24 protein-coding genes and 1 tRNA gene are annotated in these 21,420 nt (G+C 35.1%); 7 read left to right on the top strand and 18 right to left on the bottom strand.

The genetic code is table 11. The features are described from left to right. Positions 1-180 precede the first annotated feature (180 nt). Genes ACKI2W_RS01625 through ACKI2W_RS01640 form a run of 4 tightly spaced genes read left to right on the top strand, consistent with a single transcriptional unit; the run spans position 181 to position 2,609 of the window. Positions 181-972, top strand: coding sequence for a helix-turn-helix transcriptional regulator (locus ACKI2W_RS01625; RefSeq protein ID WP_407378796.1), 792 nt, complete (start codon positions 181-183; stop codon positions 970-972). Then, complete coding sequence (locus tag ACKI2W_RS01630; protein WP_407378797.1) at positions 973-1,773, top strand: helix-turn-helix transcriptional regulator; 801 nt, start codon at positions 973-975, stop codon at positions 1,771-1,773. Then, positions 1,718-2,071 carry an ArsR/SmtB family transcription factor gene (locus ACKI2W_RS01635; protein ID WP_407378798.1) on the top strand — a complete coding sequence of 118 codons (354 nt, stop codon included), beginning with the start codon at positions 1,718-1,720 and terminating at the stop codon, positions 2,069-2,071. The genes ACKI2W_RS01630 and ACKI2W_RS01635 overlap by 56 nt, the downstream gene beginning before the upstream one ends. Positions 2,072-2,105: 34 nt before the next feature. Continuing rightward, positions 2,106-2,609, top strand: coding sequence for a molybdenum cofactor biosynthesis protein B (locus ACKI2W_RS01640; RefSeq protein ID WP_407378799.1), 504 nt, complete (start codon positions 2,106-2,108; stop codon positions 2,607-2,609). A 46-nt stretch (positions 2,610-2,655) separates the two neighbouring features. On the opposite strand, the gene pyrE is transcribed toward ACKI2W_RS01640, so the two are convergent. From pyrE to ACKI2W_RS01715, 15 genes are all read right to left on the bottom strand, one after another. Next, entirely contained in the window at positions 2,656-3,177 is a 522-nt protein-coding gene (gene pyrE, locus ACKI2W_RS01645; RefSeq protein ID WP_407378800.1) for an orotate phosphoribosyltransferase, read from the bottom strand. Further along, positions 3,177-3,404: a PRC-barrel domain-containing protein gene (locus ACKI2W_RS01650; RefSeq protein ID WP_407378801.1), complete on the bottom strand. Its 228-nt coding sequence runs from the start codon at positions 3,402-3,404 to the stop codon at positions 3,177-3,179. The genes pyrE and ACKI2W_RS01650 overlap by 1 nt, the downstream gene beginning before the upstream one ends. A gap of 65 nt (positions 3,405-3,469) precedes the next feature. Next, entirely contained in the window at positions 3,470-4,483 is a 1,014-nt protein-coding gene (locus tag ACKI2W_RS01655; protein WP_407378802.1) for an adenosylcobinamide amidohydrolase, read from the bottom strand. A 32-nt stretch (positions 4,484-4,515) separates the two neighbouring features. Then, complete coding sequence (thsA, locus tag ACKI2W_RS01660) at positions 4,516-6,126, bottom strand: thermosome subunit alpha (RefSeq protein ID WP_407378803.1); 1,611 nt, start codon at positions 6,124-6,126, stop codon at positions 4,516-4,518. Positions 6,127-6,355: 229 nt separating this feature from the next. After that, positions 6,356-7,513, bottom strand: a complete 1,158-nt coding sequence (locus ACKI2W_RS01665) for a glycosyl transferase (RefSeq protein WP_407378804.1) — start codon at positions 7,511-7,513, stop codon at positions 6,356-6,358. Between the two features lie 231 nt (positions 7,514-7,744). Further along, positions 7,745-8,794, bottom strand: a complete 1,050-nt coding sequence (asd, locus tag ACKI2W_RS01670) for an aspartate-semialdehyde dehydrogenase (RefSeq protein ID WP_407378805.1) — start codon at positions 8,792-8,794, stop codon at positions 7,745-7,747. 9 nt (positions 8,795-8,803) lie between these two features. Continuing rightward, a complete protein-coding gene (dapB, locus tag ACKI2W_RS01675; RefSeq protein WP_407378806.1) occupies positions 8,804-9,625 on the bottom strand; it encodes a 4-hydroxy-tetrahydrodipicolinate reductase in 822 nt (273 codons plus the stop codon). A gap of 9 nt (positions 9,626-9,634) precedes the next feature. Next, positions 9,635-10,528, bottom strand: coding sequence for a 4-hydroxy-tetrahydrodipicolinate synthase (gene dapA, locus ACKI2W_RS01680; RefSeq protein WP_407378807.1), 894 nt, complete (start codon positions 10,526-10,528; stop codon positions 9,635-9,637). Next, positions 10,525-11,748 (bottom strand): aspartate kinase, encoded by a 1,224-nt coding sequence (locus tag ACKI2W_RS01685; RefSeq protein ID WP_407378808.1) that lies wholly within the window; start codon positions 11,746-11,748, stop codon positions 10,525-10,527. The genes dapA and ACKI2W_RS01685 overlap by 4 nt, the downstream gene beginning before the upstream one ends. 169 nt (positions 11,749-11,917) lie before the next feature. Continuing rightward, positions 11,918-12,115, bottom strand: a complete 198-nt coding sequence (locus tag ACKI2W_RS01690; RefSeq protein WP_407378809.1) for a 30S ribosomal protein S17e — start codon at positions 12,113-12,115, stop codon at positions 11,918-11,920. Further along, a complete protein-coding gene (locus ACKI2W_RS01695) occupies positions 12,108-12,443 on the bottom strand; it encodes a chorismate mutase (RefSeq protein WP_407378810.1) in 336 nt (111 codons plus the stop codon). Before ACKI2W_RS01695 ends, ACKI2W_RS01690 begins: the two co-directional genes overlap by 8 nt. A 102-nt stretch (positions 12,444-12,545) precedes the next feature. Continuing rightward, positions 12,546-13,412: a shikimate kinase gene (locus tag ACKI2W_RS01700; protein WP_407378811.1), complete on the bottom strand. Its 867-nt coding sequence runs from the start codon at positions 13,410-13,412 to the stop codon at positions 12,546-12,548. Next, positions 13,412-14,482 carry a glycosyltransferase family 4 protein gene (locus ACKI2W_RS01705; protein WP_407378812.1) on the bottom strand — a complete coding sequence of 357 codons (1,071 nt, stop codon included), beginning with the start codon at positions 14,480-14,482 and terminating at the stop codon, positions 13,412-13,414. Before ACKI2W_RS01705 ends, ACKI2W_RS01700 begins: the two co-directional genes overlap by 1 nt. Next, complete coding sequence (cbiD, locus tag ACKI2W_RS01710) at positions 14,479-15,555, bottom strand: cobalt-precorrin-5B (C(1))-methyltransferase CbiD (protein ID WP_407378813.1); 1,077 nt, start codon at positions 15,553-15,555, stop codon at positions 14,479-14,481. Before cbiD ends, ACKI2W_RS01705 begins: the two co-directional genes overlap by 4 nt. 27 nt (positions 15,556-15,582) lie before the next feature. After that, positions 15,583-15,843 (bottom strand): thioredoxin family protein, encoded by a 261-nt coding sequence (locus tag ACKI2W_RS01715; protein WP_292797467.1) that lies wholly within the window; start codon positions 15,841-15,843, stop codon positions 15,583-15,585. Between the two features lie 122 nt (positions 15,844-15,965). Between ACKI2W_RS01715 and ACKI2W_RS01720 the strand changes: the two genes are divergently transcribed. Continuing rightward, positions 15,966-18,047 (top strand): DEAD/DEAH box helicase, encoded by a 2,082-nt coding sequence (locus ACKI2W_RS01720; protein ID WP_407378814.1) that lies wholly within the window; start codon positions 15,966-15,968, stop codon positions 18,045-18,047. A gap of 9 nt (positions 18,048-18,056) precedes the next feature. On the opposite strand, the gene ACKI2W_RS01725 is transcribed toward ACKI2W_RS01720, so the two are convergent. Beyond that, complete coding sequence (locus tag ACKI2W_RS01725; RefSeq protein ID WP_407378815.1) at positions 18,057-18,353, bottom strand: DUF2098 domain-containing protein; 297 nt, start codon at positions 18,351-18,353, stop codon at positions 18,057-18,059. Between the two features lie 16 nt (positions 18,354-18,369). After that, complete coding sequence (locus ACKI2W_RS01730) at positions 18,370-18,645, bottom strand: PRC-barrel domain-containing protein (protein WP_407378816.1); 276 nt, start codon at positions 18,643-18,645, stop codon at positions 18,370-18,372. A gap of 91 nt (positions 18,646-18,736) precedes the next feature. Between ACKI2W_RS01730 and ACKI2W_RS01735 the strand changes: the two genes are divergently transcribed. Together ACKI2W_RS01735 and deoC are read left to right on the top strand one after the other, a co-directional pair. Then, entirely contained in the window at positions 18,737-20,392 is a 1,656-nt protein-coding gene (locus ACKI2W_RS01735; protein WP_407378817.1) for a tRNA uridine(34) 5-carboxymethylaminomethyl modification radical SAM/GNAT enzyme Elp3, read from the top strand. Positions 20,393-20,464: 72 nt separating this feature from the next. Continuing rightward, entirely contained in the window at positions 20,465-21,190 is a 726-nt protein-coding gene (gene deoC / locus ACKI2W_RS01740; protein ID WP_407378818.1) for a deoxyribose-phosphate aldolase, read from the top strand. Positions 21,191-21,281: 91 nt separating this feature from the next. Here deoC and ACKI2W_RS01745 read toward each other — a convergent pair. Next, positions 21,282-21,354 (bottom strand) — tRNA-Phe (locus tag ACKI2W_RS01745). Positions 21,355-21,420: the final 66 nt, after the last annotated feature.

The raw sequence follows: 21,420 nt of genomic DNA on the forward strand, positions 1-21,420 counted from the left end.
AAATATTAATAGAATTTTAAGGGAACTTTCAGGGAATATTAAGGGAATCTTCATAGAATTTTCAGGGAATATTAAGGGAATGTTCAGGGAATTTTCATAAATTTATTTAAATCTTGTTTAAAAAAATTAATACCATGAACATATTTCAATAATATGATAAAAATCAATGCTGTGATGAAAATGACAATTAGTGAAAATTATATTGATAAGGACATATTATTTATAGTGCAGTCCGAAATACGCCTGAAAATACTTACGGAACTATGTATAAGGCCACAAACAATAAGGGAAATTGTAGACAAGACCCATATGATATACAGTTCCGTATCAAACAACATGAACAAATTGGAGTACAAAAACCACGTTATTAAGGACAATAGAGTGTATACCATCAATCCCATGACCAAAATCTACTTCAAGCAGCTCATGGAATTTAAGAGAAGTATCGATGTAATCCAAAATTATAATAGCTTGTGGTACAAACATGATATTAACCATATTAATATACAATTGATAGAAGATATAACTAAATTGTATAAGTCCAAATTAATAGAAACTAACCCAATTGACATATATAAAACCCACAATAACATCAAAAAGCAATTGAGATCATCAAACGATGTTAAAGGAATACTTCCATACATTCATCCGGAATATCCGAGATTAATTGAAAATGTTTTAAAAAGGAACGGCAAAGTTGAATTGATTATGGAAAAAAACATCTACAAAGCATTCGTATCAAAGATAAATGATAAATTAAGAAGAAAAAGCATGAAAAATGGAATGTTTAAGATTCATGTCATGAAGGAAAATTTACAGCTTTATCTATTGATTTGCGACGATACAATGAATTTGGGATTATTCAGAAATGACGGCAGCTATGATCAGAACAGAATATTGAATTCAAGTACGCAAGACTCCATGGATTGGGCAAACTGCCTGTTCAATACCATTAAAGAAAAAGTGATTTAAATGAGCGTCAAAATAAAAAACAATACAGAAACAGAGGAATTTCACAATGTCAAATTTCTGCTGACCTCATCCATGCGCACATTAATTCTTGTAGTGCTTTACAATGACAGCAAAAATCTGAATGAAATTAGAGATGAACTGCAAAAGCCCTCTGCAACAATATTGCATGGTTTAAAAGAATTGGAAGCTGCCAACCTACTTAAAAAAGATAAAAAAAATTACTCATTAACATCAAACGGGTATTTGCTTGCAACAAACATTATCAAATTAATCAACAATTGGTATTCGCTTGAAAGGCACAAAACCTTCTGGAACAATCATGACATAAGCGGCATTCCAGAACAGTATATGAATAAGTTATATCTCCTGAAAGATGCCCAATTAATTTCATCAACCACCAGTGACTTATCTAACGCATTCAATACATATATGCAATTGCTGGAAAATTCTAGAGACATTAAGATGATTTTGCCAATATATTCAGAAAATCATTTTAAATATCTCATCAAACTCTTAAAAGAGGAACATTTAAAACATATGACCATTCTGATCAGTTCAAGAATACACAAAAAAATGCGTAGAAGTAGATATTTAAAAAAAACGCTACTGAAAAATAAGAAAGTAACAATAATTGAAATGGAAAAGAATCCGAAAGTATTTTTAACTTTTTCTGAGGATTTTATGACCTTGACGTTATTTTTTAAAGATAAGCACTATGATGATTCACAAATGATTATAGAAAAAAGTGAAAACGGCCTTAGATGGGCCGACGGATTATTCAAATACTACGAAGGAGAGTGATAACATAACTGATAGTAACTCTAGAAACAAGCGCTACCTAGAAATTATTTTATTACAAAGAAAAGGTGGTAAAAATTCAGCAAGGATAATAGATAAACTATTGGAAAGGCCTTATAATGCTAATCAAATAGCAGAAGAATTGATGATAAGTTACAATACGGCCTATTACCACATGCAAATCATGAAAAAATTTAACCTGATTGAAAAAAAAAGTAAAAATTATGGATCCGTTTATTATCCAACCGAAAATTTGTTGAATTCAAGAGAGTTATTTTATAAACTTAAAGAGTTAATATAACTATAGATAATAATGGATTTGAATTGGTGATTTAATGGAAAGTATAACAACAAAAGAACATCAAAATGCATCTTCAAAAGATATAATTTGTGGAATCATCACGTTAAGTGACAGCAGAAGTAAAAAGGAAGATTTATCTGGAGATTATCTTGAAAGTGAAATCAATAAAAGATACACATTGAAATCAAGACTCATAATCAAGGATGAAAAGGAACCTTTGCTTGATGCTATCGAGAAAATGGTTGATGAAAATATCGATGTTATCCTGACAAACGGAGGTACTGGCCTTAGCATTAGGGACATTACCGTTGAGACTGTCGAAAGTTTATTTGATAAAAAAATCGATGGTTTTGGTGAAATATTCAGACACGAATCCTATCTGGAAATCGGATCTGGTGCTTTACTTTCACGTGCAACAGCAGGAGTTTATAAGAATTGTTGTATATTTTCCATGCCCGGATCACCAAACGCCGTTAAAACAGCGACAAAAATAATAATCGATGAACTGCCACACATCGTCCATCACGCACAAAAATAGTAAAATTAAGATGGATTTAACATCCACCCTATTCTTTTTTTTGAATTTAAAATTCATCTACCCTAATTAAAGGTTCTAAAATAATACCTTCCTGTTCAAATGCTTCAATAGCTCCTTCCTGCCTGTCAACGACAACAAAAGCTCTTGTCACATTACCGCCATTATCCTGAATGGCTTTAATTGCCTTAAGAAGAGACCCTCCGGTTGTTGTAACATCTTCAACGACGATTACATTATCGCCATCGTTTAATTCGCCCTCAATTAATTTTGAAGTACCGTAGCCTTTTTTCTCTTTACGAATCATTAACAGTGGAGTTTTGCTTTCAAGAGAAACGGCTGTGGCAATAGGAACCGCACCTAAAGCAGGACCCGCAACCTTATCAATTCCATCATCGGCAATTAGCTCTGTGATTAACTTTGCAATCGTGGATAAGATTTCAGGATCGGTGATTGCCTTTTTCATATTAATGTAATAGTCGCTTTTCTTGCCTGAAGATAAAGTGAAATCCCCTTTAAGGAAAACCTCATTTTCTTTTAACAATTCAATCAAATAATCTTTGGACGGCATTATATATCATCATCACTTTTAAGCAGTACTTTATCTCCAATAGCTCTAACAAGCTCTACCGGAATAACATTTTCACTGTCACGGATTTGTTCTGAAATTCCTGATTTTTTTATTACCAAATCTGTGATTTCAAAAGTATCCTCATCAAAAATCAATTCGGAAACTTTCCCGATGATTTTTGCATCTGCATCAATGATTTCTTTGTTGAATAATTCTTTTGTTCTCATAAAAATTCACCTTTTTATATAATTATTAGAATTTTTAATTTAAAAAAGTTTATTATTTTTAAAAATCATGCTAAAAACTTTTCAATCCAGTACATCAATAATCTGTCAACAGTATTACCGACTGAATTTTCCAAAAGATTGACAGATATGTCACGGGCAGTCTCCTTTTCAACAATTCCCCTCCCAACATCATCGAAGAGGTTCAGAACTGATGATGTTATGGAAATGTTTTGCTGAATTTTTGAATCAAATTTCAGCTGAGAAATGAAGCTATGTTTATCTTGATTTAAGCTATCATAAAATTCATTGATATCTAATTTGTATCTGTTTAATAATACCAAAACATTAGATTGTGAACGTGGTGTAATCCAAACCTGTTTTTTGATTGCTACATGTATAGACTCAATGATACTTTTAGCAATTAGTTCACCCAACTTTGAATGTTTGCCCGCATTCGTTATTAAATTATCCGAATCCAAATTGGATGAGATTATTAAGCCATCGGTCCCTGTGCCCGTGGCAAATGAATTGGAAAACTGTGAAGGAATCTTCAATTTATTTAATGCTACCGTTTTAGCTTCACATGCAGCCATAAAAGCTTCCACGAGTGTGGAATCATCAAGCTTTGAATTTATCAGCAATATTGAATTAATGGTTCCCGGATGATAAGCACCATTTTCCTCATAATAGGATGCCCTGTCTCCAGCACAGACCGCATTAACGCGAACACCGGCCGTTGTTATTGCAGTCACTTCAAGTTTCCTGTATTTTTTTGTAATAATGGATACATTTCTCATTCTAGCTAAGGTAACAAGACCGCTTGAGGTTTCGGGATTGAAATTATGACTTTTACAATGTTCAATCAGATATTCTTTCAAGTCATGGCTTTCCAGATAATTGATATCCTCCTGAGACAGATGATGGTTGAAAACTGAATTCAGCTTATTCTTTATTCCTCCATTGAGGACAGAATTGGAAATGACATTACGATTATTATGAAACTTGATAAAAATAGAGTCTTTCAAATAAAGAACTTCATCAGAAGTGGAAGTCTTAAAAATTAGTCTGTCGTTATACATAAAAAAAGAAAATAAAAAGATGTAAATTAGATTTACATCATTGGAGGCATACCGCCCATACCAGGATCCATAGGCATGTCGTCTGCTCCACCAGTGGATGCGATTACATCATCAATTCTTAAAATCATTTCAGCTGCTTCGGATGCAGATTGGATAGCTTGTTTTTTGACACGTTTTGGTTCAATTACACCAGCTTCTTTCATATCTGCTACTTCACCGGAGAATACATCTAATCCCATGTAGAAACTGTCTTCTTGAGCAGCTCTTAAATCTACTAATGAGACAATGCTGTCTAAACCTGCGTTTTCAGCTAAGGTTTTAGGTACGATTTCTAATGCTTCTGCAAATGCGTTTACAGCTAATTGTTCTCTACCAGAAATAGATTCTGCGTAATCTTTGAGTTTTTTAGCCATAGCGATTTCAGGAGCACCTCCGCCAGCTACAACTTGGTCATCTTCTACGGTAGCTGCTACAACACCGATTGCATCTTCAATAGCTCTTACGATTTCATCAACGATGTGTTTGGTACTTCCTCTTACGAATAAGGTTACTGCTTTAGCTGAGTCACATTCTTCGACGAAAATCATGTCTTCACCGGAGATTTTTCTTTCTTCAACAATACCAGCATGACCTAAATCATCAGCGGATAAATCATCTAAGTTGGTTACTACAGTAGCACCGGTAGCTCTGGATAATTTTTCAATGTCTGATTTTTTAACTCTTCTTACAGCTAAAATATCTGATTTAGCTAAGTAGTGTTGTGCTAAGTCATCAATACCTTTTTGTGCGAATAATACGTTAGCTCCGGAATCAGCAACTTTTTGAACCATTTCTTTAATCATGTTTTCTTCACGTTCAATGAAAGCTTGCATTTGAGCAGGGTCGGTAATTCTGATTTCAGCATCAGTTTCAGTTTCTTTAACTTCTAAAGGAGAGTTAACGAGAGCGATTTTTGCATCTTTGATTTCTGATGGCATACCAGGATGTACTTTTTCTTTGTCAATGATTACTCCTTCAACTAAGCTGGATTCTTCGACAACAGCACCGTCTTTTTTCTCGATTTTGATGTTATCAATGTCAACAACTTTATCATCAGCAACTTTTTGTACAGCTTCCACGATTAATTTTGCTAATGGTTCACGTGCTGCTTCGGTTCCTTTACCAGTCATAGCAGTCATAGCTACTTTAGTTAAAGTTTCAGTGTCAATATCCTCGATTGCAATTTCATCTAAGATTTCTTGAGCTTTTTCAGCTGCTTTTCTGTATCCCATTGCAATGATAGTTGGGTGAATGTCTGAGTCTAATAAACTTTCAGATTTTTTCAATAATTCACCTGCAATGATTACTGCAGTAGTAGTTCCGTCTCCAACTTCGTCTTCTTGGGTTTTTGCTACTTCTACGAGCATTTTTGCTGCAGGATGTTCAATATCCATTTCTTTTAAGATAGTTACTCCATCGTTGGTTACAACAATGTCTCCGAGACCGTCTACTAACATTTTGTCCATTCCTTTTGGACCTAAAGTAGTTCTTACAGTTTCAGCCAATACTTTACCGGCTAAAATGTTATTTCTTTGTGCGTCTCTACCGATGGATCTGTTAGTTCCTTCAGGTAAAATAAAAATTGGTTGTCCACCTTGTGCCATTTAATCACCTTTTATTAATTTTTATAAATAATTAGATCAGTTTAATAATCAACGAAAAAATAAGTTATATTGTTGAATAAACCTTTCTACATATAAAATGAGTTTAAGGTTATATAAATACTTTACTATTTAGTGAACTTTTGTAAGAAAAAGATTTGAGCGGGAAAGAATGGATACTTCAGAATGGAAAAATAAGAAATTAAAAAAGGAAAGAAATGAATAGATAAAATTATCTATGTTCTTTTTTCTCAAATCTGAAAGGAGGAGTCCTTTCAATAGTTTCAAAGGATTCTTGTTCCTCTTGGAGCTCATTAAAGAATGCATTAATTTCTTCAAGTCTTTTGATTTTATCATTTTTACGGATTAATTCATTTTGAAGATTAATGTATTCTTCACGGGAAACTGTCTGATCCCTCAAATATTTAAGTTCATTGTCCTTTGCAATGATTTCATTTTGAAGCTGATTCTGTAAATCCACATATTCCGTTTTTGGAACGCTTTGTTCCTTGAGATATTTCAGTTCACTGTCACGAACGGAAATTTCACTTTCAAGATAGTTCTGCAGACTTACATATTCCTCACGAGGAATTGAATTTTCTTTCAATGCATTGATTTCCTTATCCATTGCAGCAACTTCATTTTCAAGCAATTCCTTAAGATTCAAATAATCCTGTCTAGGAATGCTTTGCTCTTTCAATAGAGTAATCTGCTCATCCATAGCCGCAATTTCATTTTCAAATTGAGCCTGTAAATTCTCATAGTCCTGTTTCGGGATAGATTGCTGTTTTAACAAGACCATTTCATTATCAATAGCGGTGATTTCGTTATCTTTTTGCTGGAGTTCCCTGTTTTTGAACTCAATTTGCTTTTCGAGTTCCATAATCTCCTGCTGAGCGCCAGCATCATTTTCTAGTTTGATAACTTGAATTTTATACTCGTCAATAGTTCTTGAAAGGCTGTTTATTTGAGCATCTTTTTCTGCTATGCTCCTGTAAGATTCGTTTAACCTTTCATTTACTTCGGACAACTCATTTTTCTTATAATCTCTTAACTGTTCTGCAAAATAAGTCTTAATTTCATCCAAAGAATTGTTAACATAATCCAGCTCGTAAATCCTGTCTTCCTGATTTTTAATTAACAAATCTTTTTCATCAAGCTGTCCTCGAAGCTGATTTAACTCTTCTTCAGCTTTAAATTTAATAACTGAAACTTCTTTTTCTTTGTCAATAATGTCTTGTTCAAGTTCTCGTATCCGTGAAGCAGAGTTATCATTGGCTTTTTCTACTTCAAGCTGTGTTAAATCGAATTTAAGTTTATTGAGCTCTAATAAACAAGATCTGACTAAAGACTGTAAAGCATCTTTTTCAGCATCTATTCCATTTTCCATTTCTATCCCTTAACTTAAAATTTATCTCAATATTGAAATTTGCATATGATTAATTTTTAAATTTAAAAATTATGTTATACCATACACTATAATTATCTAATATTAAATATTGTTGTCATACTATTTAAATTAAACCCTTAAATTAATCAAAAATTGAAACTAAAAAGATATAGAAACCAGTAGAAAAATATAGAAAAAAATAGAAAAAATAAAAAAAATAAATGAGTTAAATTAGAGTATTTTATCATTAATTAACTCTGCATTTAATACTGATGCTCCAGCAGCACCACGAATAGTATTATGTCCAACAAGAACATATTTAAAACTATTATCGAAAGCTTGGTCTTTTCTTAACCTGCCAACACTAACAGACATACCATTACCGGCATTTCTGTCCATTCTTGGCTGAGGTCTGTCCATTTCCTCTTTGATAATGACAGGATTTTCAGGTGCTGAGAATAAATTTAATTCTTGAGGCAATGCTTTGAAATTTGCCATTTTATCTTTCACATCCTCAATGTCAAAGTCATCATCTAGTTCAATAAATACTGCCTCAGTATGACCATCAATAACAGGAACCCTATGACATGAAGCACTTAATTTGAAATTTGCATCGGTGACTTTTTCGCCGTCAAAAGAGCCCAATAAGTGTAAAGTTTCAGATTCCATCTTTTCCTCTTCACTGCCAATGTATGGAACAAGATTATCAACAATGGCCATTGACGGAACACCATTATAACCTGCACCGGATACAGCCTGCATGGTTGAAACTCTAATAGCGTTAACATTAAAATTATCAACAATAGGTTTTAATGTTAAAGTTAAAGCGATAGTGGAACAATTAGGATTGGTTACGATGAATCCGTCCCAGTTATTTTCTTTCTGTTGAGCATCAATCATGTCTAAGTACTGCGGATTGACTTCAGGGATTACTAAAGGAATATTCTTTTTCATCCTGTGAGCACTAGCATTACTTGCAACAACATAATCTTTTGCGAAATCCTTTTCAACTTTTGCGGCAAATTCTGTCGGAAGAGAGGAAAATACAATATCTACGTCATTATCCATATCTTCAGGATTTGTTTCACACACAACAATATCCCTTACTTCCTCAGGCATTTCATCCGCAAGATACCAGGTAGTTGCATCCTCATATCTTTTGCCTGCAGAACGGCTTGAAGCCGCAAGAGCTGTAATTTCAAAATCCGGATGATTAGCCAATAACTGGATGAATCTTTGACCAACCATACCTGTTGCACCGAGTACACCAACATTTACCATAAAAAACACCTATTCTAAACCTAAAACATCATTCATACTGCTAACAATACCTTTTTCAGCATCAGGAGCATATCTGATAGCTCTGATTACTCCTGCAATGAAAACTTCTCTGGTATGTGCCTGGTGTTTAACTTCCAATCTTTCACCGTCACCAACAAACATCACAGTATGATCACCCACAATATCTCCACCACGTATTGCATGAACACCAATCTCTTCCGGAGTTCTTTTTCCTACAAGACCTTTTCTTCCGAATACCCCTACCTCTTCAGGGTCACGGTTTAAAGATTCTGCAATCACTTCGAATGCAGTCATTGCAGTTCCGGACGGAGCGTGCTTTTTCTGATTGTGATGAGCTTCGATAATTTCAATATCAAAATCATATAATAAAGGAGCTAATTTTTTTAGTGTATTGAAAAATACGTTCACTCCAATCGCCATGTTTGATGAAATGACTGCACCAACATTGTTATCCTTAACGTTTTGAATATTTGATGCCATCTGTTCATCTGTAAAACCTGTAGTACCGACAACAATATTTACTCCGCATGCTGTTGCTGTTTTAATTGTCTCGACTGCGGCAGGAGCAATAGTAAAATCCACCAAAACATCAGGTTTTGCTGACTTTAAGGTTTCCTCCAATTTTTCAGAGCCTACGATTTCAACGCCCAGCTCATCAATGCCTGCCTGAATTCCAGCGTCTTTTCCTGCCAATGGAGTGTTTGGCATTTCAATAGCTGCAACTACTTCCATATCATCTTGTTCGGTAACTTTTTTAATAATACCGGAGCCCATTCTTCCAGCAGCCCCAGTTACTGCTACTTTAATCATCTAAACACCTTAAATTAAATTTGAATCTTTTAAAGCTTTTTTAAGAATTTCCACATTTTCCTCTTTCATTGGAGCTAACGGATCTCTGAGCGGACCAGAAGGAAGACCCATAATATTCATTGCAGTTTTAACAGGAACAGGATTGCTTTCAATGAATAATGCTCTGATTAATTCCAACATTTCATAGTGGAGCTCTAAAGCACGGCCATAATCATCATTCAAGATACTGTCAACCATCAGAACCATTCTTTTTGCATCAACGTTAGCTGAAGCACTGATTACACCGGTTCCCCCGACAGCCATGATAGGCAAAGTCAGTGAATCTTCACCGGACAATATATTGAAATCGTCTTCAAGACCTTCATGTGTGAGAGCCCTGTAAATATCTGAGACTTTGTCTACGCTTCCGCTTGCTTCTTTAACAGCATCAATATTGTCTATTTTTGCAAGTTCAACAATAGTTTCAACGTCCATATTTATTCCGGTACGGGAAGGTACATTATAAGCGATAATCGGAATGTCTGCACTTTCAGCCAAAATTCTATAATGGTTAATCATACCATGCTGCTGCGGTTTATTATAATATGGAGTGATAACCAATGCGGCATCACAGTTGACATCAGCAGCATATTTGGTTAAATCCAAAGCTTCGGATGTAGCGTTACTACCGGTACCTGCGATAGTTTCAACCCTGCCGTCAACTTCATCAACCAGAATATCGATTATTCTTCTGTGGTCTTCATGAGAGACTGTTGCTGATTCACCAGTAGTTCCGGCACCAACCAAACCTGTTACGCCCTGATCAATCAAATAATTGATATTTGATCTAAAACCTTCTTCATCAATTTCCCTATTTTTATCAAAAGGAGTTACCATTGCAACGTAAGTTCCTTCAAAATTCATTCTAAAACCTCATTAAGTAATTCATAAGCTTTTTGAGCATCTTTTACATCAACATAAATAACAATAGCCGTTTGAGAGGAAGCTATTTCTATAATATTAATATTATTTATCCTTAACGGTTCGGTAATAGCTGAGATAATTCCCGGAGTTTCATCAGTGAAATCAGGGCTGACGATAGTAATCATTGATGCATCTGAACCTAAGGACAATGAACTGAAGACTTCATCCTCAACCACTAAAGTATGCAATATAGGATATGCTTTTTCAGAATCTTCCTTTTCGACAAATACTGTCATTGAGTTCTGTCCGGCTAAAATACCCAATATATTAATATTATTCTCTGCGAGACATGAAGTTACTTTAGCTAAAAGACCTGCTTTTTTAAGCATACCGTCTCCAACTATAGCTATGATAGAAATAGGATTCTTATGTAAAGATATGTGTTTTGTCATGTCTCCTTCAAAAGGACCTGTGATACGGGTTCCTTTCGCATTCAAATCGCCGTGGGCAAAATTAATGATCTTTGCACTTATTAATGGATCTTTATATTTCAATGCATGAGGATGCAAGACTTGTGCACCATGCGTAGCCAAATCCCTCATTTCCTCAACAGTGATTTCATCCAATAATTCCGCACTTTCTATTTTATTAGGATCCGTTGACATTACACCATCCACATCAGTGACAATAATTACATCACTGGCATCCAGACAATGTCCGATTAAAAATGCTGATATGTCACTTCCACCACGTCCGAGAGTAGTTATTTCACCGCTAGGTCCTTTTCCTAAAAATCCGCAAACAACAGGAATGATTCCCTGATTTAAAAGATTTTGTATTCCGCTGAACTTCTCGTTTGTAGTGGCGAAGTCTATTTTAGCTTCTAAAGAATTGGAATCTGTCATGATTGGCCATATCGGATTATATGGATCTATAAATTCTGATTTGACACCTAAAGATTCAACAGTTGCTGAGAATAATCTTGCACTAGTTAATTCACCCATGGCCATTATTTCTGCCTTCTGCTTGTCAGTTAAAGTTTCGCCAATAGCTGCATTGGATAAATCAATTAATTCGTCGGTAGTCTTGTTTACTGCAGAAACTACAACTACTACCTGTTTGCCTTTCATATACTCATTTACTACGGACTGCGCCGCTTTTTTAATTCTGGCTCCATCTCCAACCGATGTTCCGCCAAATTTTGCTACTATTAAATCCATTAATATTCACACCTATTTCTAAAGAATATTTTTATTAAATTTTTGATTATTCAAAAATACGATATATATCTTTATTAAAAGATATTAATAAACTTTTAAAAAGAATTACGAAAAAAATTATTGAAATTATAAAAAAAATAGTTAAAAAAAGAATAAGGATTTGTTAATCTTATTCTTGAGTTTGTTCTAATCTGACAAGTCTGGTAACGTAACCAGCAATTTTATTTCTTAAATGTTTAGTACTTACAGTAGAGTATTCGGATACTAATTTTTTGTTTTCTTCAAAATCAGTAGTGAAAACACCTTTGTGAGTATCGATAAGTTCTCTTGCTAAACGTTTAACAAATGAAGTTCTAATATTACCCATCAACATTCCTCCTCAATATTTCATTTTGCTCATTTTTACTTAATATAGTTAGCATATTAACGATTTGATCAATTATATCTGCATCAATATCGTTTTCTTCAGACAACTTCTCGATTTTTGCATATATTGCATCTTCCCTTTTTTTATCATAAATTGGCATGCCCAAATAATCCTTTGCGAGTGCAATATCCTTTGCAAGTGAAGTTCTCTGGCAAATTAAATTAAATATTTCATTATCAATCTCATCAATGCGATTTCTAGATTCTGATAAAAGATTTTCAGCATCTTCCTTATTATTAAAAGATTTAATCTCATTTTCTTTATTCAAAAAATCACCGAAATTTGATAATAATGATAATAATATAATTTATAATAATCATAGTATATAAACTATGGCATAAAATCATGAATTAATGAAATTTTTAATCCATTATAAAAATAAACATCCATCATTATCAACATTGGTCTCAATGACATTTCCTTTAAGACCTGACCATGCATCCTTAATGTCATCACATGATGATTCATCACATATCGCCACAAATGATGAACCTGTTCCCGAAAGGCCTGATGCAATAGCTCCGGCCTGGATGGCATCAATTGCAATTGCTGAGTCAAATCCTAAAGCGGAAGCATAAATCAAACCGTTTAAATTAAGAGCCTTGAAATAATCCCTGTTTTTGGCAAAATCAAATGCAGTTTCGACAAGAGGTGCCATTACACGCATACGGTTTACGTCACTGTCTCCGGATTTTGAATGGAAATTGGGCATGTAAACCAATATCTTATGGTCATCCATCTTTTCTTTAATGATGAATTCTCTGTTTTTATTGTCTGTTACAACAACACCACCAAAGTAAGATGCCGTTGCATCATCAAAAGATCCGGTTATGGTGACTCCAGCCTCAATGGAAGCGTCAATTGCCAGATTAATGATTTCCATATCATTCAATGGTTCTAAATCAAACTCTTCACTGATTATATTTGATGTGATTGCAACAATCGCATTGGAAGAAGCGCTGCTGCTTGAAAGGCCTGATGCCATGGGCAAAGTGGATTTGGTATTGATTTCGAGACCGAAATCGCTTTTATCAATAGCATATCTTTCAAAAACATTATTTACACATAAATCCATTAAATCCGTACTTGCACCGACATCATTAGAACACTTTATACCTTCATTTATTGTTTTAGCTTCACATATAATATCAAGACCTATTCCGAATGCAGACCCAAAGCCCGTTGCTATGGCATTGATTATTGTAGCGGAACCAGGACATCTAATTTTTTTAATCATTATTTTACCTCATCATAAGGAATTTCAACTTCACTAAACTCAGCAGCTCTTTTTCTTGCATTTGAAGATAATTTCTGTCTAAATTCATCCTCTCCAATGACCTTATCAATAGCTTGAGCTAAACTGGAAGCATCATTCGGGTCAATCAGCAAACCAACATCATCAGTAATTATTTCAGTTATTCCACCCACATTACTTCCAATGACTGCCTTTTCACATGCCAATGCCTCAATCAGCACCAATCCGAAACTTTCAGAAAATGAAGGCAATACCAGCACGTCACATCCAGGAATGATGTTTTCCACATCACTTCTGGCGCCTAAAAATCGGACATCCAGAATGTTTTCCTTTTCAACTTTGTTTTCCAAATCATTTTTAAGCGGACCGTCACCCACAATAACTACTTCATAATCAGTTACGGATAATTTTTTAGCTTCTAAAATTAAATTAACGTTTTTACGTTTAATAATATTACCAACAAACAGAACAATCGGTTTTCCATTGCTTTCAAGCAGATTTTTATTTTCGCCTGAAAACTTATTGATGTCAACTGAATTCCAGCATAATCTTGTTTTGGATTCGATTCCGGTAACACCTGTAGCCAGTATTTCTTCTTTTAAAGCATTGCTTACGGCAAAGACAACATCAGCTTTTTTCAGTACTTTTTTAATGATAGGCCTCATGAATGACTGTTTTTTATACATTTCAAACATGTCAGAACCGTGTGCGGTAACGTATGTTTTTATATTATGCTTATTGCCCACATCACATGCTGAGGCACCTGCAGGAAAGAGATAATGACCGTGGATAATGTCAATGTCAACCTCATTTACCAGTTTTTCCAAAGCTTTCCTTGCATTTCTTTTAAACATCAGCCCTCTGATTCCAGGAATATTGAGGCCTGTCGTACCTATGACATGAATTCCGTCAATATCCTTTAAATCTGAATGGGGATAAGTAATCACATAAACTTCATGACCCTGTTTGACAAGCTCTTTAGATAATGTATGAATATGAACACCAACACCTCCAACATGGGGTGGAAATTGACCGACCATAGCTATTTTCATATAAATCCTTCCATATTGTCATTCAAATAGTTTCCTTCCATATCAACCAGAATAACATCCAGTTTCAGTTCAAAACGTTGCTGGCAGCGCTGCTTTATTGCTAGGGCGATGCTGTTTGCAACATCCTTTTGAAGATTGATTTCACTTAATATATCAAGCATGTCATCTGTTGTAGCCGAATCATATAATTTAAGCAAAATTTCAGTATCTGCCCCACAAATGGCGGCATGAGTAATCATTATTTCACGTCTTCCATCAGCTACAGCATGTTTTGTATTGAATATTCCTCCGGCAATCTTAATTAACTTCCCGATATGGCCAAAGAAAGTGAACTTATCGATTCCACGTTTTTTGGCTTCTTCAAACATGAACCCCACATAGTTACCTGTCTGAATAACCTGCTGCTTGGAGATATGCAGTCTCTTTAAAGCCAATTTTTCACCAATATTTCCTGGAACGAAAACCAGATCATCCAGGTCTAATGCAATGGCAACATCAATTTGGGTTACAATGGAATTCTTATACGCTTCGCTGGACATTGATCTTGCAATTCCAGTGGTTCCCAATACAGAAATTCCGTCAACAATTCCCAATTTCGGATTCATTGTTTTTTTGGCAATTTCACGACCTTCAGGAATAGAGATGGTGACCTTTGCGGATTTGCCTTCAGGAACCTTATCCTCCAGGTTCTTTTTAATCATCTTTCGGGGAACCGGATTGATTGCATAATCTCCCACAGGTATCTGAAGACCAGGTTTTGTAATTATTCCGACACCCTCACCACCGGTAATTAGTACTTTTTCAGATTCAAAATCAATTAATTCAACATGAGCTACAATAGACAGATTCACTGTAACGTCCGGATCATGGTAAGGATTTTTATGTGCAACAGCACAAGCAGAATTAGAAGATAACTTGCGACACTCATCAATTATAATGTCCAATGTTTTTTTAGGAGTTTCAACCTTAACACAAGCAATATCTGGCGAATCTAAAATGGCATCAATCGCAGCAAGAGAACAGGCCGTGGCCACAGTACCCGTTGTAACGCCAGTGTAATTATCATCAGTCATTTTTACAAAAATAAAAAAAGAGAGAATCTATAATAAAGATTCTAATTTTTCGATTAATTCACTGTCACTAGGTGCACCAATAAATTCTACATTTCCGTCAATGACAACTGTTGGTACTGCCATAATCTGGTATTGTCTGGCCCTATCAATGTTATCAGGATCGTTTGCATTAACAATTTCAACATCGATTTGATCACCCAATTTGGCTTTAGCACTTTCTGCAGCAGCAACTGCAGCAGGACAATGTGGACATGAATCTGTTTTGAAAACTTCTATTTTAATTGCCATATTATCAAACACCTAAAATTATATTTTTGTAACTATTTTATATATTCATACTATTTAATTGTTAAGGTTAGTGGTCAAATGCTCTCTCATAATATATTAATATATAAAAGAACAATATTTAATTGATTAAAATGGAAAATTTACCAGAAGATATTAAAAAAATAATTAACAGTGCTTACCCATACATCAAAGAGTTCAACCCGGCACAGAAAGCAGTCATTGAATCAGGATATCTTGATGACAAATCAAATTATATAATTTGCATTCCAACAGCAAGCGGAAAAACAGTTTTAGGAGTATTGCCTGCACTAAAAACCATTTTAAATAATGGAAAAGCAGTTTATGCCGCACCATTATTATCAATTCAGAATGAAAAGGTACAGGAATTCAAAGCCTTTGAAGAACATGGAATAAGCGTTGGAAAACATCCGTCAAGTTCAGATTTGTCAGTGATGGTTTTTGAGTCATTTGATGCCCTAACACGTTTTTCATGGGATACTCTTCGTGACGTGGATACATTAATTATTGATGAATTCCACATGATAGGTGAGTACAGCAGAGGACCGACACTTGAAGCGGCAATTACCAGAGCTAAAATTATCAATCCGTCAATGAGAATAATAGCCCTGTCTGCCACACTTCGAAATATTGAGGAAATTGAAGGATGGCTGGAAGGAAAATGTGTGGAGCATGACTACAGGCCAGTGCCATTAAACAAAGAGGTTCTGGACGGTGAAATGTTCAATACAAAAAATAAAAATGACATTATCGTGAAAATCGTTGAAAGGGCGATGCAGGATAACTCACAGGCATTATCCTTTGTATCAACAAGGCGATTTACCGAGAGTTTGGCTACTTATGTTGCTAAAAAAATCAATAAAAAGCTATCAAAAGAACAGAAAAAGAAATTCAAGGAAGTTGCCAGCAAACTGCTTGAAGTCCCTAAAAAGAAAGGATCACTTCCAACCACAACCTGCGTGAAATTGGCTGAAGCTGCAGAAAAAGGTGTTGCATTCCACCATGCAGGTCTTTTCAATGAACAGAAAGAAATTATTGAAGACGAATTCAGGAAAGGAAACATATTAATGATCAGCGCAACTCCAAGTCTGATGTATGGAGTTAACTTACCTTCAAAATCTGTTGCCATTAGGGACACAACGCGCTGGACAAGCAATGGCCCGCAGCCAATCCCTGTTTTTGACTATGAACAGATGTCCGGTCGTGCCGGAAGGCCACAGTATGATGATGTAGGATATTCCTATCTTGTTGCCAAGACATCTGACGAAGCAATGAATCTGGAAGATTATTATATCCATGGGGAGATAGAGCTGACCAATTCCAAACTGATTGACAATAAGGATGCTATCTTAAAGCAGATTATAGCTCAAATCGCATCAACATTATCCAAAAATCTGGATGAACTGGTGGATTTCTTTGGAAAAACATTGTATGGTTATCAAATGAACAACAATCCATCAATGTCATTATTTGCAGCAGACAGCCTGAAATGGGAAATTGAACAGGACCTGCAGTTCCTAATCCAAAATGGAATAATCAGGGCAACTCCAGAAGGACTTAAAACAACAGAGTTTGGAAATCTGATAGCCAAATCAAATTATGCTGTTGAAACTGCAGTTAAGATTAAAGAATACATTTCAACATCAGATTCATTCAATATCCCCGAATTCATCTATGCGCTGGCTGAAACACCCGATTTGCCTTTAATTTCATTTAAAGGCAGGAAAAGCAAAGATCCAGTTCGTGACAAAATGTCTGAAGTAGGCCTCTTTGCAGTGGATATTGGAAATCCCGAAGCTACAGCCGTTTCACTGATTGAATGGATTGATGAGAGAAACGAATTTGAAATTGAAAACAAATATAGTGTTTATTCAGCATCAACCAGAAGATCCGCTTATGAAGCTTCAAGACTTATACGCTTCGCCAAAAACACGTCAGAAATATTGGGAAATTACTCTAACCTGAAAGATTATGATTACCTATCAGCAAGGCTTTACTATGGTGTTAAAGAAGATATCATCCCACTTGTCGTTGGAGTAAAACGTCTCGGAAGAAAACGTGCAAGAAACATTGTGGATATCTTTGGCCATGATTTAAAGCATGTGAGCGAAAAAGAGCTTCAAAAAATTGATGGTATCGGTGAAACACTGTCTAAAAAAATAAGGGAATTTGCAGAGAATTATTGAAGAGGAGGATTATCCTCCACCTTCTGCAACATTGGAATCCATTTGCATGTTTTCCATATTTGCTGCTTTTTCTTTTAAATCCTCGATATCAAGTTCACGACCAGTTGGAGTGAATTTGACTTTAATATCTTTTTCATCTAAAACTTCAACTAATTTGGATTTGTACCATAAATCAGTCTTGTCAATTAAAACCCAACCGATTTCATCTTCAGTTTTGATATCAAGAACCTGTCCTATGGTTCCGGTATCAACGTAGCGAACATAATCATCGATTGAGATTTCCTTATCACGAGCATCAAATGCCATGATATAACCTCTAAATTTATTCTTCTTCTACTTCAATAGTGACTTGTTCAGCTTCTTCCTCTTCTTCTACTTCTTCTTCAATTTCAGTGTTTAAAAGAATGTAGTCACCAATAGTTTCAATGCTGTCAAAGTCAACTTCGATTGAATCATTGGATAAAATACCTTTCTGTAATGAGATAACGAGAGTGGTAACTTTACCTGTTTCAACATCGATATCTACATCATCAACTTTACCTACAGCTTTTACTTTTTTATCTAATACGGTAATACCGAATAATTGTTTTGCACGCATTTTATCGCCTCAAAAAATTTAATTATAATAAATATTAATAACATCACGCATATATAAAATTAACTATTATATATTATATAGGTGAAAAACGATGAAAGATGCATGTCGAATTATTATCAATGATATTATTGAAGGTAGAATATCCACTCGACGTGATTTAGAAGTGAAAAAAAGGCAACTCTGCAGGGAAATGAAATTATCAAGATTCATGAGCAATGCAGACATTCTTGAATATGCAACAGAAGATGAAAAAGAGCTTGTTTCAGATACTTTAAAGAAGAAACCGACAAGAACAAAATCCGGTGTTGCAATAGTTGCCGTAATGTGCCATCCCCACAAATGCCCACACGGAAGATGCATGTATTGTCCTGAAAGCGATATTGCTCCGCCAAGCTATACCGGTGAAGAGCCTGCAGCATTAAGAGGCAGAATGTTTGAATATCATCCTTATGTCCAATGTTTCAATCGCCTGTCACAGCTTAAAAAGATAGGCCATCCGGTTGATAAAGTTGAACTGATAATTATGGGAGGAACTTTCCCTTCAAGAGATCTATGTTATCAGGAATGGTTTGTATCACAATGCCTTAAGGCAATGACCGATTTCGGATTAATACTTGAAAATAATGCCGAATTTGAAATAAATAAACCTCTGATTAGAGACCTTGAAAAAGGAATTCTCAAAACATATCCTCCAACTGACTATGTATTAATTGATGATGCCCAAATAGCCAATGAAAATTCCAAAGTCAGATGTGTTGGAATGACCTTTGAGACACGTCCTGACTACTGTAAAAAGGAACATATCAACAGAATGCTTGATTTTGGTGTTACAAGAGTCGAATTAGGTGTTCAGACATTATCAGATGAATTATACACTAAAGTCAAAAGAGGCCACACAATAGCTGATGTCATTGAAGCCAATCAGCTTTTAAGAGATTCCGCAATCAAAGTAGCAATGCATATGATGCCGGGATTATTCGTTCGCCAGAAAGAAGATCTGAAAATGTTCAAGCAGCTTTTCAGCGATGAAAACTTCAAGCCCGACATGCTTAAGATTTATCCCTGTCTGGTAACGAAAGGCAGTGAATTGTATGATATGTGGAAAGAAGGCATTTACAGTCCATATACCGATGAGGAAGCGGTTGAACTGATTGTTGAGATTAAAAAAATACTTCCGAAATGGGTCAGGACAATGCGCATTCAAAGAGATATTCCGTCCACATTAATTGAGGCCGGCGTTCAAAAATCCAACCTCGGCGAACTCGTATACAACAAACTGGAAGAGCATGACATTAACTGCCAATGCATACGCTGCCGTGAAATCGGACATAAAAAAACCCGTCAGAATTATATTTTGGACGATTTTAAACTATTTAAAGAATCATACGCTGCATGCGGCGGTGAAGAAACATTCATTTCAATCGAAGATGTTAATGAGGAAAGCATTGCCGGATTTTTAAGATTCAGACTCCCTTCCGAAAATACATACAGGCCGGAAATTACTGATAAAACCGCCCTTATCCGTGAGCTTCACGTTTACGGAAATATGATTCAGATTGGAGATAAGAATCCGTCAATAGGACAGCACACAGGCTTTGGTGAGAAATTATTAAAAGAAGCAGAAAATCTGGCTATTGACAATGATAAAGATGAAATTGCCATCATTAGTGGTATCGGTTCAAGAAATTACTATCGCAAATTCGGATATGAAAGGAAAGGACCATATATGGCAAAAAAATTAAATTAAAAAAACAAGACAAAAGTTATATATAGTTTCATTCGTATATTAACTAACAAAAATAATAAATAGAGTGGTAATATGTACAGAGTAAAAAATTCAAAACACCTTGCAAGTGTTATTAATTACACAAATTTAAATAACATGATTAGTGAAGCTGAAATGAAGGAATTTCTGATGCAGGCTCATGAAATGAACTTCAATGCAGTAACCATTAATCCCACATACGTTCCATTAGCCAGCGAAATATTGGCTGATTGCGATACAAAAGTAGGCAGTGTTGTTGGATTTCCATTAGGATGTGAAAATACAGAATCGAAAATTGCTGAAGCTGCTTCACTGATTGAAAATGGGGCAGATGAAATCAATGCTGTAATAAACTTAAATCATGTTGCAAGTGAAAAATATGATTTGATAGAAGAGGAAGCCAAATCATTGAAAGAGGCAATTGGAGATAAGACATTAAAAATGATTATCGAAAGCAAAGTCCTTCAAGACGAACAGAAAGCAAATATTGTCATAAGACTTGAAAATGCGGGCGTTGACTATATCAAAACATCAACAGGATTCATTACTCCAAATCATATCTATGAAATTGTCAATGACATCAATATTTTCCTGAAATATGCTCCAAAAACAAAAATAGAAGTCTATGACGGTATTGACATTTGGAAATTAACACACCAGGTATTGACTGCAGGCGCAGACATTGTGGCATCAAATAACGGTTATGAGATCGTTTCCAAATACAAGGAATTAAGGGAAAACACACAAATCAAACCAAAACCAATAACCTTAGGCAGATAAATTGAAAAAAACCGTCACCATTAATTATTTTAAAAGAAACTAATTTTAAAAAGAGTTTAAGATATCTGTAAAAAAAATAGAAAATTAGTAATGCCATGGGCCGGACTTGAACCAGCGACATCTAGATCTTCAGTCTAGCGTTCTCCCATCTGAACTACCATGGCATATGGACCGAACGAGATTCGAACTCGTGATCTCCTCCACGTCAAAGAGGAATCATACCCCTAGAC

Origin of the sequence: Methanobrevibacter sp. (assembly GCF_045603845.1) — an archaeon.
GTDB lineage: Archaea > Methanobacteriota > Methanobacteria > Methanobacteriales > Methanobacteriaceae > Methanocatella.

Excerpts from the sequence above, each read along its gene's own strand:
- deoC (WP_407378818.1), top strand. The coding sequence starts at position 20,465 with ATGTACAGAGTAAAAAATTCAAAACACCTTGCAAGTGTTATTAATTAC.
- ACKI2W_RS01690 (WP_407378809.1), bottom strand. The coding sequence starts at position 12,115 with ATGGGTAATATTAGAACTTCATTTGTTAAACGTTTAGCAAGAGAACTT.
- ACKI2W_RS01640 (WP_407378799.1), top strand. The coding sequence starts at position 2,106 with ATGGAAAGTATAACAACAAAAGAACATCAAAATGCATCTTCAAAAGAT.
- dapB (WP_407378806.1), bottom strand. The coding sequence starts at position 9,625 with ATGATTAAAGTAGCAGTAACTGGGGCTGCTGGAAGAATGGGCTCCGGT.
- asd (WP_407378805.1), bottom strand. The coding sequence starts at position 8,794 with ATGGTAAATGTTGGTGTACTCGGTGCAACAGGTATGGTTGGTCAAAGA.
- ACKI2W_RS01730 (WP_407378816.1), bottom strand. The coding sequence starts at position 18,645 with ATGCGTGCAAAACAATTATTCGGTATTACCGTATTAGATAAAAAAGTA.
- ACKI2W_RS01650 (WP_407378801.1), bottom strand. The coding sequence starts at position 3,404 with ATGAGAACAAAAGAATTATTCAACAAAGAAATCATTGATGCAGATGCA.
- ACKI2W_RS01735 (WP_407378817.1), top strand. The coding sequence starts at position 18,737 with ATGAAAGATGCATGTCGAATTATTATCAATGATATTATTGAAGGTAGA.
- ACKI2W_RS01625 (WP_407378796.1), top strand. The coding sequence starts at position 181 with ATGACAATTAGTGAAAATTATATTGATAAGGACATATTATTTATAGTG.
- dapA (WP_407378807.1), bottom strand. The coding sequence starts at position 10,528 with ATGAATTTTGAAGGAACTTACGTTGCAATGGTAACTCCTTTTGATAAA.
- thsA (WP_407378803.1), bottom strand. The coding sequence starts at position 6,126 with ATGGCACAAGGTGGACAACCAATTTTTATTTTACCTGAAGGAACTAAC.
- pyrE (WP_407378800.1), bottom strand. The coding sequence starts at position 3,177 with ATGCCGTCCAAAGATTATTTGATTGAATTGTTAAAAGAAAATGAGGTT.
- cbiD (WP_407378813.1), bottom strand. The coding sequence starts at position 15,555 with ATGACTGATGATAATTACACTGGCGTTACAACGGGTACTGTGGCCACG.
- ACKI2W_RS01725 (WP_407378815.1), bottom strand. The coding sequence starts at position 18,353 with ATGGCATTTGATGCTCGTGATAAGGAAATCTCAATCGATGATTATGTT.
- ACKI2W_RS01700 (WP_407378811.1), bottom strand. The coding sequence starts at position 13,412 with ATGATTAAAAAAATTAGATGTCCTGGTTCCGCTACAATAATCAATGCC.
- ACKI2W_RS01655 (WP_407378802.1), bottom strand. The coding sequence starts at position 4,483 with ATGTATAACGACAGACTAATTTTTAAGACTTCCACTTCTGATGAAGTT.
- ACKI2W_RS01715 (WP_292797467.1), bottom strand. The coding sequence starts at position 15,843 with ATGGCAATTAAAATAGAAGTTTTCAAAACAGATTCATGTCCACATTGT.
- ACKI2W_RS01705 (WP_407378812.1), bottom strand. The coding sequence starts at position 14,482 with ATGAAAATAGCTATGGTCGGTCAATTTCCACCCCATGTTGGAGGTGTT.
- ACKI2W_RS01665 (WP_407378804.1), bottom strand. The coding sequence starts at position 7,513 with ATGGAAAATGGAATAGATGCTGAAAAAGATGCTTTACAGTCTTTAGTC.
- ACKI2W_RS01685 (WP_407378808.1), bottom strand. The coding sequence starts at position 11,748 with ATGGATTTAATAGTAGCAAAATTTGGCGGAACATCGGTTGGAGATGGA.
- ACKI2W_RS01630 (WP_407378797.1), top strand. The coding sequence starts at position 973 with ATGAGCGTCAAAATAAAAAACAATACAGAAACAGAGGAATTTCACAAT.